We start from the raw sequence: 13,286 nt of genomic DNA, 5'->3' as shown, positions 1-13,286 counted from the left end.
CTTTTTTTGTGCGAGAAACATCAATTAACCAAAGGGTTTAGCAGCTTTTTGAGTAGGATTGCGAGGTTTAAAAATAAATTTTCTTTTTTGATGTTGTTTTATAATTAACATTAATTTATAATGTATTGATTGATAATAGTTATATTTTAATTATTTATATAAACAAAATTAAGTCATAAATAACTGTTATAACGAGAAGGTGTTCATTGATGTTGCTGTGATCGCTTTCGTTCATTAAGAAATCAGGAAAGGTGTTAGTGGTTATGAAAAACAAATTAGTAGTTCTTGGGTTGGTTGCGTTACTTGTTTTACAAATTCTCAGTCCTGCTTTTGTCTATGCAGAAGGCACGACAGACTCGACAATAAATTCTACGGAGGCCAAAGAAGCAGTGTCTTCTTCAGCAAAACCGTTAGTACCAGCGATCTCTTCTTCAAGCAGCGAGAAAAAAGCAACGGAGGAGACGCACACGACAGCCTCTAGTGAATCTGCGAAGGCGACAACAGAGACGGAAAAGAAAGAAACACCGAAACGACAAGCACGCGGGGCAATTGCTGACAATATTTTCAGTTCAGTAAAAATGTATAAAATCAATGGCGATGAAGTACAGCCGAATGATACTCTGCCGAATATGACAGGGGTAAAATTAGCACTGAAGTTCTCTTTCTCAAATAAGGATTATCAGACTGGTGATACCTTTACTACCCAATTGCCTGCGCAAGTAGCAATCGCTAAAGACTTGTCTGGCGACTTTAGTCCGATGACTTCAGCAAATTGGTCGATCAATGCGGCGACTAAAGAATTGACGATTACTTTTTTAGAAGATAATGTTTCCTCCGAAGTCTATGATCTAACCTTGACCACATCCTTAGAAAAAGTGACGGGGGTCGATGAAGAAAATCAAAAAATTATTTTTGATACGGCACCAACGCAAACCGTCTTCTCAATCGAGATGACTTCAAGCGTTGATCCGGGAAAAACGACTACCACGACAACGATAGATACACTGAATCCAAAAAAATCTGAAATTACTTCCGTCTTTAATTTGGATCGTACGGATAATGCCAACCGCACGTATCAAATTGAGGCGTATAACAGCACTAGTAAAATCAGCTTTGATTCAATTAAAGTCTATTCGAACGACGTTGATTTTAACGGAGCACTTTCTGGCGGAAAAACCCTGTTAACAAAAGGGGACGATTATGAAATCGCCTATAAGAATCCCGGGACGATTCGAGCGACCGCAGAAATTAATCTGCTTAAGCCAATCGCAAAGAAAGCCATCATCGCGGAATCCGTTGTTTCTGGAGTTGATGGAAAAAACTATGTGGATGAATCAATTGCAGGGAATGAATACAACTATTTCTATGCCTATTCTTATACGAATGTGAATGGGACACAATTAAACTATTCCAGTGCCAGCAAAAATTTTGTGACTTTGCAGCCGTTGGAAGCCAAAGGGAAAATCAATCAAGATACTGGCGCGATCGATTGGGAGATCAAGTATAACTTCAATGAACAGCCGCTGACGACTGCATCTCAAGTCGTTACGGATTTAACTGATCAAGGCGTCGAACTAGTGCCTGGATCGGTCAGTATTGAAAAAGTCGGTTTCAACTACACTAGCGGCAATAGCTACGATGTGGTATCGCAGGGTGACGGAAGCGGGGACTTTACGGTTTCGCCTGACAGCTCCGGCTCAATGACGTTCACTTCTAAGGGAGATACGACACAGGCTTACGTGATCAAGTATTCTACCAAAATTACTGATCCAACTGAACGCGTGATCAAGAACAAGGTAACGAATGGAACGGTCAATAAAGAAGCACAAGTAAGTCTGATTCCGAATCTATTATCAAAAGAAGCAGGCACGATCGATATCTTCAATCGGACGATGGAGTGGAATATCACCATCAATGCCGAAAAATATACGATGAAAAAACCGGTTGTGCATGATTACTTTATCGGGGCGGTCAAAGACTACACTGGATTGGTCATCAATAAAAAAGTTTCCGATACGGAACTGGTTCCTTTAGTTGAAAATGTTGATTACAAAATAACTAAGTTTGACGAAAATGGTTCGCCGGTTGGTGCGCAGCCGAATGTCAACGGCGCGCCGGATAGTTTTAATGGCGGTGTCCGAATCGATTTTCTCGGTGATTATAACGAATTGAAGGATACGTTAGTGATCACGATTAAAACGAAGATCGAAACCTCCGATCAGAAAACAGAAATCAAAAATAAAGCAACTTTAAACTACGGAGATACTCCAGGCGTAATCGAGTATGAAGCAAAAGGAACGTTCGTCGATCCTTATTACACTGGTGGGGCAAAACTAGCGAGTAATGCGACGACTACTGGCAACTATTTGTATCAAAACTGGCTAGTCTTTTTAAATTCTACTGGGGCGAACTTCAACATGACCAAGATGGAAGACAGCTTGCCGGCAGGTACAGAACTGGTTCCTGGCTCTCTGCGTTTTGAAGAGGTCACGAGTCAATCAATGATCGACAACATGCAGCGTTATCTAGCAACTGATTACAATCTAGTTCCTGAAGGTTCGGATGTTTATCCGACAAAAATCGATACAACGAACAACCAAGTCAATTTAGAATTTGGCAAGTTAGGCGCGAAACGAGTCTACGTGAAGTACAAGACACGGGTCAAACGAGATTGGTATGTCTACAGTCGATTAGATAATGTCGCCAAAGTGACCTATGATACCAAAGCGCCAGCAGAATACAAGGCATCACTTTATGCGTACAACTATGAATACGCGCTGTTAAAATCAGTCGCGAAAGATCCTGAAAAAGAAAATGTGGCAAATTGGACCGTTACGACAAGAAATATTTCTGCCGATCTGCCTGTCCAAGATCCTGAAATTACGGATACCTTGACACCAGGAACGACAAATGCGGCTTATGACCCAACTTCCTTTGTGGTTACTGATACAGCAACTGGCGAAAAGATCAGTACGGATCATTATCGTTTGACGATCACAGGGAACACATTCAAAATTGCCTTTTCTGATTACAAGGCCGAGAGCAACATCCAAGTGAAATACAATACCGTCAGTGAGTTCCCAGGCGGCGTTAGAAATCTTTCTCAAGTGAACTCCACAAGCTATGGCAGTTTGTATACTAGCTATCGTCAAGCCTCTGCAATCGTCAATTTGAGTTTTACCAGCGGAAGCGGAACCGGGGTAGTGAAGACAGCTGATCTATCCGTGCTGAAAGTGAATGAAAAGGATGAGAAGTTAGCAGGAGCGACCTTCGAGATTCTTAAAGCGGATGGAACTGAAACAGGACTGAAGGCCGATACGGATGATACTGGTGAAGTAACCTTTAGCGGATTGCCTCTAGGAGAATATCTGGTAAAAGAAAGCAAAGCGCCGAATGGCTATGAGGTCAATTCCGAGTACAAAGATGGAAAAGCAATCACTTTGACTGAGGATATGGATACGATAAAAGTAGTCAATAAGGAGACTATTCCAAATAGCGTTGAGCTGACTAAAACAGATGAACAAACCAAAGAAGTTCTAGCAGGCGCCAAATTCAAATTGGAAAAAGCGGATGGAGAACTAGTCAGCGATGACCATATAACAGACATCGATGGACAATTCACAGTGACTGGACTGCCGATCGGTGATTATCAATTTGTCGAAACTGAAGCACCAACTGGTTATGAAAAAGATCAGACACCGGTCAAATTTGCGATCACTGAACGTCAAGGACAAGTCGTCAATCTTAAGAAGACCAATAAATTAACTACTGGCAAAGTAAGATTGACAAAAGTTGATGACCAATCAAAACAAACATTAAAAGGTGCGATCTTTGAGTTGCAAGATAGCAGCGGGAAGATGCTGCAAAATGATTTAGCAACTGATGGAATGGGGCTATTAGAGATAAACGATTTAGCTCCAGGTGATTATCAGTTTGTCGAAACTAAAGCGCCAACTGGTTACGATAAGGATCAAACACCAGTTGAATTCACGATCACAAAAGCCCAATCAAAGGCTGCGGAAGTGGAAATGACGAATACAAAAACACCGTTGAAACCAGGCTCAATCATTTTGACAAAAACGGATGAACAAACCGGCGAAGCATTATCTGGCGCTGCCTTTGACTTGCAGGATAGTAAAGGAAAAGTTTTAGCATCTGAGGTTACTGATAAATCAGGGAAAGTGCTATTTGAAACATTAAGCCCGGGAAGTTATCAGTTAGTGGAAACAGCAGCCCCAACTGGCTATGAGAAGGATTCAACGCCGGTCAAATTTACAATCAAGGATCAAGCAGAAACGATCGAATTGACCAAGACGAATAAGGCAGTCGATAGCGTTATTTTAGACAAAATCGATGAGACCACCAATCAGCCGTTAGCTGGAGCGGAATTCATTTTGCAGACGCAAAAAGGCAAAACGATTCGGACTAAGAAAATGAGCACAGATGATAATGGTCGTTTAGCGATGAAGAAGCTAGCTCCAGGCGACTATCAATTTGTAGAGACCAAAGCTCCTGCTGGCTATGAACTGGATGCCAAACCAGTGACCTTCAAGATTAAAGCGGATCAAACAAGTCCTGTTCGAGTGAAGAAAACGAATAAGGGCAAAGCTTGCACAGTCGTGCTGAGAAAAGTAGACAGCAAAACCGGTGAAGGACTAGCGGATGCTACGTTTGCTTTGCAAGACCAGCAAGGCAAAGTCTTAAAAGACAAATTGAAGACGGATAAAACAGGATCACTTGTCGTGTCGGAAATGAAACCGGGCAAGTATCAATTAGTAGAAACAGAGGCGCCTAAGGGTTATGTACTGAATACGAAACCAGTCACTTTCCAATTGACCAATGCGAAGAAACAAATGGTGACAGTCAAGAAAGAAAATGTGAAGGAAGCAACGAGCGGGAAAACTGGAGGAACAAACAGCTCCCGAATCACTTCGAGCACGATCTTCACTGGACGTGGTCATACGTATCTGCCGAAAACAGGTGAACAAAAATCGACTGTTTTAGTTGTAATCGGCGTAATCGTACTGATAGCACTTGGTGGATTTATCTACTTTAAACGTAAAAAATAAGCTTTGATCAATCCGGTTAGCGCATCTGCTAGCCGGATTTCTTTTTGCTCTTCCCCTCATTCTATTTTATAGTTGAAGGATAAAATGAAATGAGGAAGGTGTCGAAATGGGAAATCAGTTTGTTCGGATTGATCAAAAAAATTGGAAACGTGCGATGCATTGCCAAGTGTTTAGAGAGAGTGTGGAGCCGGCTTTTTGCGTGACCTTTGAGCTGGATATCACGAATTTCTTAAAACGAATAAAGGAGAAAAAGCTGTCCTTCACTTTTTCAATGATTTACGCTGTGACTGTTTGCGCCAATCAAATTGAGGAGTTTCGTTATCGATTCGTGGATGGCGATGTAGTGCTGTTTGATCAGATCGATACGGCGTTTACGTATCTCGATCAGGAGACGGAACTGTTCAAAGTAGTGAATGTCCCGATGGAAGACACAATTGAGGCGTATGCGGCTTCCGCGGCGAAAACGGCGGAGGATCAGAAGGAATATTTCACGGGACCGTTAGGAACAGATGTCTTTCAATTTTCACCTATGCCATGGGTATCCTTTACTCATATTTCTCATACGAACGCTGGCAAAAAGGATAACGCAACGCCGCTGATTGATTGGGGAAAGTATTTCCAACGAGGGGATCAGATCATTTTGCCATTTTCAGTCCAAGCACATCACTCCTTTGTCGATGGTCTGCATATCGGGAAATTGGCGGATGCTCTACAAGCTTATTTGAATGATTTCTAATATAATTGATAGCGATGAAAAGCAAATCAACTACTGGTGAGGAAAAAATGATCATAAACATTGAAGAATTATATACAGCGTTTAGTCAGATAATGACACACAAACGCTGGTGGGACACGGATAATAAATGGGAGATTCTGCTTGGTGCGGTGCTGGTCCAAAATACCAATTGGCGCAATGTTGATTACGCGTTGGTCAATTTAGAGGAAGCAACCCAATTTCTGCCGGAAAAGGTTTTGGCATTGGATAAGGAACAGCTGCAGGACTTAATTCGACCAAGCGGTTTTTATAAAGGAAAAGCCAATACGATCATGGCCTTATTAACTTGGCTGGAGGGCTATCACTTTGATTTAGCGCAGGTAGCGCGCAAAGAATTTTCAGCGCTGCGGAAGGAACTGTTGGCAATCAAGGGTATCGGTGAAGAGACCGCCGATGCATTATTAGTCTATGTTTTTGACCACTCGACCTTTATCGCCGATAAGTACGCCCAGCGAATGTTTGAAAGATTTGGCTTTGCTGCTGCAGGCTATAAGCAATTAAAGAGTCAGATAATGTGGCCCGAGACGATGGATACACTCAAAGCGCAAAATCTTCACGGCTGGATCATCGAATATGGTCAAGTCTATTTAAAAAATGACGAGCTTTGGCAGAGCGGACCTTTGAAAGATTTTAAGCTGAAATTAAGAACGACGAGCGATTAATGACCTAAAAGTGTCTACACTTTCCTTCAAAAACATTTCGTGGTATAACATTTCAGTGTTGTGAGTGAATAATAGATAGAAGAAAAAATGAAACAAAAAAAGATGTCAGTCCCTCTTTTCGCAGATATTTTGGCTCAAAGTTGACACATAAAGATTTTCAGAACCGAAGCCAGAAAAGTTTAGAGGAATGATATACGGCGTGAGAATCTAACTTATTTTTCTTGAAGAAAAATAAATACATTGAAACGAACAAGGAGCGATTAAATGGTCACATTGAAATCAAGCAGAGAAATTGATCAAATGAAGGAGTCCGGCGCTATTTTAGCTGGTATCCATAAGCAATTACGGGATATTATCGTTCCGGGAATCACGACGAAGGAAATCAATCAATTCGTTCAAGAAAAGGTTGAAGCGGCCGGAGCAACTGCCGCACAAATTGGCTTTGAGGGCTATGAATTTGCGACTTGCACAAGTGTTAATGATGAGATTTGTCACGGCTTTCCGTCAAACTATCGTTTAAAATCAGGGGATGTCTTGAAGGTTGATTTTTGTGTTGATTATCATGGAGCAATTTCTGACAGCTGCTGGACCTATGCAGTCGGAGAGATTACCCCTGAACATCAAGCTTTGATGGATGTCACCAAAGAAGCGTTGATGATCGGGATCGCACAAGCTCAAGTCGGCAACCGAGTAGGAGATATCGGTCACGCTATCCAAGTATATGCGGAAGGCAAAGGCTATGGCGTCGTACAAGATTTTCTAGCACATGGCATTGGACCAACGATCCACGAAGAACCCTTTTTCCCGCATTTTGGGACAGCAGGCAAAGGTCCGCGACTGAAAGAAGGCATGACAATCACGATCGAGCCGATGATCACCACAGGAACATGGGAAGCTGGAATCGATGGCAATGGATGGACTGCTCGTACCTTAGATGGCAGCTTCTGTGCACAATATGAACACTCGATTGCGATCACTAAAGAAGGTCCGATCATCATGACGGAACAAGACGCCTAGTATTTTTTATCAGTGAGGATTCAGAAAAAATCTGAATCCTCTTTTTTGTTATTTTTTTTGAGATCGAGGAAAATTAGCTAGATGAATCATCTGGTTTATTCAAAGCGTTAATAACTTATTAAAAATAAAGGTATTTCGATAAACTATTTACATTCTAGTTATTTTAGTTATATTATAAGCATATAAATTTATGGAAGCGATTTCCAGAAAAGGTGAGGATGTGAAATATGGGTGGATCGGACTTAGGGCAAAGACAGATATTCTTGATGAAAAAGGAGAATTTAGCTAAAAGGGTGCAGAATTTTTATGAAACGAATAAAAATAGTGAGCATTTGATTCAGTATATGGTGGCTATTCTTGTACGCAACGCACTTAGTCAAGGTACATTTACTGAGCAGCTGAAGGATCTAATTCGTGAAGTGTATCTTACAACGGAGCCTAATGACACGATGCGTCAGTATAGTCCATTTTTCAAGACTTGCTTTAACGGAGGCGAATGGAAGACAATCATTAAAAGATTATTCAAGAAAGAGTCAAATTATTACGCTGCTACAGAGGAAGCGCGTTTTTATAATAATTATTTAGAAAAACAAGGGACGCTCGATAATCGCAGAGAGGGTCTTGTTTATCATGTGGAATCTATCTTTGAGGATGCCAGCGGTAAAAAGCATAAATTAACCCTTCGTGATACGGATCCGACAAAAGACGAGGAGCTGACTGCGAATATTTTGCGAACCTTGACGACACTGACCATTTTTGAAAATACCGGAGTAAGAAAATTTGTCGAATTGATCAGCTATAAAACACCAGGAGTGGTCATCGCAACTGCATACAATTGCCGAAAAGAAGAGAAGGCAGCGGCTCAAGCTTCCTTAGATGAAAAGGACTCTATTGAGGCTTCACCAAAAGTTTCACAACGAAAAATAATAGAGAAACAAGCCGTTCAAAACGGACCAGCGAAAAGCGGAGCGGGTCAAACATTATTAGCTGAGCGTGATCCTGACAAGAAACAAAATGCTGAAATAACTCCTGTAAATGAAGGGCTGCCAGAGACTCCTTTGACTGAATGCGTCGCATCACCAACAAGTCAAGATACAAAACGAACCCGCAATAAATCTACTTCTTCAAGTAAAGATGATTTATCTGATAATAGCAATTTGCCTAAGCCCCAATCAATCAAGGGCGACTCAAAGAAAAAATCGACTAACGCAGCCACATTGATCCAAAAGCCAGATACTGCTTATAAACGTATAGGGAAAACGGCGGAACAAATAGCGAAAGGGAGGGAAGATAAACGGATTAAGCGAGAAGTGGACAGGCTGAACGGTAAAAAGAAGAAAAAGAAAAAAAGAAGTAGCTGTCCTTTTTGGGATAAGAGCTCTTAAGTAAGGCATGACGAAACACGGATATAGTCAGGCTTCTTTAGCGTGGAAACGAATCGAGGGAAACAAAAGAGTTTCTTTGAGGTGAACTGAATACGGCATGATGAATACTAAATGTTAGGAGGAATCCAGCATTTAGTATTTTTTTTTCGGAAAAAATATGCTATTGCGCGTAATAGTCAGGGTTTTTAGACAAATCACTTAAATAGTCTAACTTTTGCACCGGCAGGAGGCGTCTTGTTTTCAATTATTTTTTTGAATTGGTAAGCTGAAGATAGTAAATTGAAGGGGGAAACATCATGAGATATACGAATGGAAATTACGAAGCATTTGCTAGACCGAGAAAACCAGCGGGCGTTGATGAGAAGAGCGCTTATATCGTGGGTGCAGGCTTAGCTGGATTAGCGGCAGCAGTTTTTCTGATCAGAGATGGCCAAATGAAGGGTGAAAATATCCACATTTTTGAGGAACTATCTTTATCCGGCGGATCATTGGATGGAAAATTTATTCCTCACGATGGCTTTGTTACACGCGGCGGACGTGAAATGGAAAATCATTTTGAGTGTCTATGGGACTTGTTCCGCTCTGTGCCATCACTGGAAGTCGAAGATGCCTCAGTCTTAGATGAATTTTATTGGTTGGACCATGATGATCCCAACTCATCAAATTGTCGGATCATTCATAACCGCGGTGAACGTGCGGCGGATGATGGCGACTTCACGTTATCGAAAAAAGCGCAAAAAGAACTAGTCGAACTCTTTATGACTTCGGAAGATCAATTGATCGGCAAGAAAATCGAAGACGTTTTTGGCGATGAATTCTTTGCCTCAAACTTTTGGTTGTATTGGTGCTCGATGTTTGCCTTTGAAAAATGGCATTCAGCGATCGAAATGCGCCGTTATGTGATGCGTTTTATCCATCACATCAAAGGGCTGCCAGACTTCACGGCATTGAAGTTCACGCGTTACAATCAATATGAATCCTTAGTAAAACCACTATTATCATTTTTAAATGATCACGGAGTGGATTTCCAATACGAAACGAAGATCAACAATATTCAAGTTGAAGCAACACCAGATAAAAAGGTTGCGCAAAAGATCTTGCTGACGCGTGCAGGCAAAGCAGAAGAAATCGCGTTGACAGAAAAGGATTTGGTCTTTGTTACAAACGGCTCAATCACGGAAAGTTCTACTGAAGGCGACCATCATACACCAGCACCGATCACTCATGAATTGGGCGGCAGCTGGAACCTATGGAAAAATTTAGCGAAACAATCAGCTGAGTTTGGTCATCCAGAAGTCTTTTGCGATAATTTGCCAGACGAAAGCTGGTTTGTTTCAGCGACTGTAACTTGGGAAAACTTTGACATTGAACCGTATATCTCACGCTTAACTAAACGGAAACTACGGACAGGTAAAGTTGTGACCGGCGGGATCATTACGATCAAGGATTCCAATTGGATGATGAGCTTCGCGACACATCGTCAACCGCATTTCAAAGAACAAAAAGACCAACAAACAGTAACTTGGGTTTACGGACTTTTGTCTAACACACCCGGAAACTATATCAAGAAACCGATCGAACAATGCAGCGGGCAAGAAATCGTTCAAGAATTGATGTATCACTTAGGTGTCCCAGAAGACGACATTAAGAAATTCTCTGAAGAATCTTGTGTAGTGGTTCCTGTCTACATGCCATTTATCACATCGTACTTTATGCTACGCGAACCTGGCGATCGTCCTTTAGTGATTCCGAATGGTTCAGAAAATCTAGCCTTCATCGGAAACTTTGCCGAGACAGAACGTGATACGGTCTTCACCACAGAATATTCTGTTCGGACAGCGATGGAAGCTGTTTACTCATTCTTGGATATTGAACGAGGCGTACCAGAAGTTTATGCTTCCGCCTATGATATAAGAACTTTAGCTAACTCGGTCTACTATTTAAGCGATCGCAAAAAACTTTCCGAAATGGATCTGCCTTTTGTTGAGAAAAAAGTGTTGGAACACTTTGTGAAGAAAGTCGAAGATACGTATATTGGTGATGTATTGAAAGAGAATCATTTGTTGCAATAGCTTCTGATAAGAGCGGATCAATTAATTTTGGTCCGTTCTTTTTTTATCAAACCTCTTGCCCTAAACCATAGTTTAGGGTTTAAAGTAAAGAAAAATTGATGGAGGTCTTCACTATGGCAGACAAAGTATTGGTAACAGGCGGAACAGGTTTTTTAGGCATGCAAATGCTTTTACAACTATTAAATAAAGGCTATGATGTTCGAACAACGGTCCGTTCATTGAAAAGCAAGGACAAGGTAATCAATACCTTACGCAAAAACGGTGTCACAAATTTTGAACAGCTTTCATTTATCGAAGCAGACCTTTCAAAGGATGACAATTGGACTGAGGCGATGGTGGATCGCGATTACGTATTGAGTGTCGCTTCACCCGTGTTCTTTGAAATTCCTAAGGATGAAGCAGAAGTGATTCGTCCCGCAGTCGAAGGAATCCTTCGCATTTTGAAAACGGCTAGTCGTACGAAAGTTAAACGAGTCGTTATGACATCAAACTTTGGTGCAGTAGGATTTACTAATCAGGATTGGCATTCGGTAACGACTGAAAAAGATTGGACTGATGAAAATGCCAAGGGTCTTTCAGCCTATGAAAAATCTAAACTGCTGGCCGAAAAAGCCGCATGGCGGTTTATTGAAACGGAAGGTAAGGGCTTGGAATTTGCGACGATCAATCCAGTAGCTATTTTTGGCCCTTCCTTAGATAGTCACGTTTCCGGCAGTTTTGATTTATTGAAGGGGGTTGCCAGCGGTTCGATGAAGGTAATACCGAATATTCAGTTGAATGTGGTGGATGTACGAGATGTCGTTGATCTGCATATTCGAGCAATGAGCACACCAGAAGCTGCGGGCCAGCGTTTTATCGCCTCAACGGATGGAATGATCTCAATGCCGGAAATCGCGGAGCTGTTGCGTAGAGAACGTCCTCAATTAGCAGCTACTTTGTCGAAAAGAGTCATGCCCAATTGGATGTTAAAAACGGCATCTTACGTAAATGCAACGGCCAAAGAGGGGCAGTTCATGGCTGAGATAAACCGTAATGTCAGCAACGCCAAAGCGAGAGAAATCTTAGGCTGGAAACCGATTGGAACCAAAGAAGAGGCTGTATTGGCAGCCGTTGACAGTTTGATTGAATACAACCTAATTTAAAAGGCGGACCAAGAAACAAAGAGTTCCTTGGTCTTTTTCATTGTCGGTTCTAAGTTATCAAGCTGTAAAAATATTAGAATGAGATTTTCTTAATATTCGCTATTTTTTTGTAGTATAATTTTAATAAATAGTATTAGGAGGAATTGCGGATGATCAAAATTGCGATTGTAGGTTATGGAAATTTGGGACGCGGCGTTGAACGAGCATTGAAACAAAATGCGGATATGGAATTGGTGGGAGTCTTCTCTAGAAGAGACCCGGCAGCGGTTCAAACAGATGGCGCGTCCGTTTATGTATTAGATGAGTTAGAAGCGCAAAAGGAAAACATCGATGTGTGCATTTTATGCGGTGGTTCAGCGACGGATTTACCGGTTCAAACGCCTGCGATTACCAAGAATTTTAATACGATCGATAGCTTTGATACCCATGCGAAAATCCCAGAACATTTCGCCAATGTCGATCAAGCAGCTAAAGAAAATCAGACGGTTTCGATTATCTCGACCGGTTGGGACCCAGGCTTATTCAGCTTGAATCGTTTATACGCGCAAAGTATTTTGCCGGAAGGCGAGACCTATACATTTTGGGGCAAGGGTGTCAGTCAAGGACATTCAGATGCGTTGCGAAGAATCGATGGCGTCGCCGATGCGATCCAATACACGATTCCTAAAAGTGAAGTGATCGAGAAATTGAAGGCCGGCGAAAAAATGACGTTGACGACCAGAGACAAACATCTGCGGGAATGTTTTGTGGTCTTAGAAGAAAACGCTGATGAAGCGGCGATCAAAGAGGAAATCGTGACGATGCCGAACTACTTTGATGAATACGATACGATCGTTCATTTTATTTCAGCTGAAGAATTAAAGCGGGATCATCACGCGATGCCTCACGGCGGAACCGTGTTGCGTACGGGAACTACCCACGAAAATACGAAACAAGTGATTGAATACAATTTACAATTAGAAAGCAATCCTGAATTCACTGCCAGTGTTCTTGTAGCCTATGCTAGAGCCTGCGCTCGGTTGGCCGCAGAAAAACAATTCGGGGCATTTACGGTATTAGATATTGCGCCAAAATATCTATCTCCCGTCGATGATGCGACCTTGAGAAAAGAATTATTGTAAGCAAAAAGCGAAGTATCCTCTTTTAACAGAGGTGCTTCGCTTT

8 protein-coding genes are annotated in these 13,286 nt (G+C 41.7%); all 8 read left to right on the top strand.

Translation table 11 applies throughout. The annotated features are described in order from the left end of the window. Nucleotides 1-263: 263 nt before the first annotated feature. Nucleotides 264-5,069 carry a SpaA isopeptide-forming pilin-related protein gene (locus I585_RS07410; RefSeq protein ID WP_034708489.1) on the top strand — a complete coding sequence of 1,602 codons (4,806 nt, stop codon included), beginning with the start codon at nt 264-266 and terminating at the stop codon, nt 5,067-5,069. Nucleotides 5,070-5,175: 106 nt separating this feature from the next. Further along, nucleotides 5,176-5,805, top strand: coding sequence for a CatA-like O-acetyltransferase (locus tag I585_RS07405; RefSeq protein ID WP_010743006.1), 630 nt, complete (start codon nt 5,176-5,178; stop codon nt 5,803-5,805). Nucleotides 5,806-5,852: 47 nt separating this feature from the next. Continuing rightward, nucleotides 5,853-6,506, top strand: a complete 654-nt coding sequence (locus I585_RS07400; protein ID WP_010743007.1) for an endonuclease III domain-containing protein — start codon at nt 5,853-5,855, stop codon at nt 6,504-6,506. A gap of 264 nt (nt 6,507-6,770) precedes the next feature. Then, nucleotides 6,771-7,523, top strand: coding sequence for a type I methionyl aminopeptidase (gene map / locus I585_RS07395; protein WP_010743008.1), 753 nt, complete (start codon nt 6,771-6,773; stop codon nt 7,521-7,523). Nucleotides 7,524-7,750: 227 nt separating this feature from the next. After that, complete coding sequence (locus I585_RS07390) at nt 7,751-8,908, top strand: hypothetical protein (RefSeq protein WP_010743009.1); 1,158 nt, start codon at nt 7,751-7,753, stop codon at nt 8,906-8,908. A 296-nt stretch (nt 8,909-9,204) separates the two neighbouring features. Further along, the gene (locus I585_RS07385; protein WP_010743010.1) at nt 9,205-10,980 is read left to right on the top strand and encodes an oleate hydratase; all 1,776 of its coding nucleotides are present in this window, start codon (nt 9,205-9,207) and stop codon (nt 10,978-10,980) included. A 113-nt stretch (nt 10,981-11,093) separates the two neighbouring features. Beyond that, a complete protein-coding gene (locus I585_RS07380; RefSeq protein WP_010743011.1) occupies nt 11,094-12,122 on the top strand; it encodes an NAD-dependent epimerase/dehydratase family protein in 1,029 nt (342 codons plus the stop codon). A gap of 149 nt (nt 12,123-12,271) precedes the next feature. Next, nucleotides 12,272-13,243 carry a diaminopimelate dehydrogenase gene (locus I585_RS07375; protein WP_010743012.1) on the top strand — a complete coding sequence of 324 codons (972 nt, stop codon included), beginning with the start codon at nt 12,272-12,274 and terminating at the stop codon, nt 13,241-13,243. Nucleotides 13,244-13,286 lie beyond the last annotated feature (43 nt).

It is taken from the genome of Enterococcus malodoratus ATCC 43197, from assembly GCF_000407185.1.
Lineage (GTDB): Bacteria > Bacillota > Bacilli > Lactobacillales > Enterococcaceae > Enterococcus_A > Enterococcus_A malodoratus.
Note: the sequence above shows the minus strand (reverse complement) of the source record. Positions and strands in the feature narration are given on the sequence as shown.

Excerpts from the sequence above, each read along its gene's own strand:
- I585_RS07380 (WP_010743011.1), top strand. The coding sequence starts at position 11,094 with ATGGCAGACAAAGTATTGGTAACAGGCGGAACAGGTTTTTTAGGCATG.
- map (WP_010743008.1), top strand. The coding sequence starts at position 6,771 with ATGGTCACATTGAAATCAAGCAGAGAAATTGATCAAATGAAGGAGTCC.
- I585_RS07375 (WP_010743012.1), top strand. The coding sequence starts at position 12,272 with ATGATCAAAATTGCGATTGTAGGTTATGGAAATTTGGGACGCGGCGTT.
- I585_RS07405 (WP_010743006.1), top strand. The coding sequence starts at position 5,176 with ATGGGAAATCAGTTTGTTCGGATTGATCAAAAAAATTGGAAACGTGCG.
- I585_RS07410 (WP_034708489.1), top strand. The coding sequence starts at position 264 with ATGAAAAACAAATTAGTAGTTCTTGGGTTGGTTGCGTTACTTGTTTTA.
- I585_RS07400 (WP_010743007.1), top strand. The coding sequence starts at position 5,853 with ATGATCATAAACATTGAAGAATTATATACAGCGTTTAGTCAGATAATG.
- I585_RS07390 (WP_010743009.1), top strand. The coding sequence starts at position 7,751 with ATGGGTGGATCGGACTTAGGGCAAAGACAGATATTCTTGATGAAAAAG.
- I585_RS07385 (WP_010743010.1), top strand. The coding sequence starts at position 9,205 with ATGAGATATACGAATGGAAATTACGAAGCATTTGCTAGACCGAGAAAA.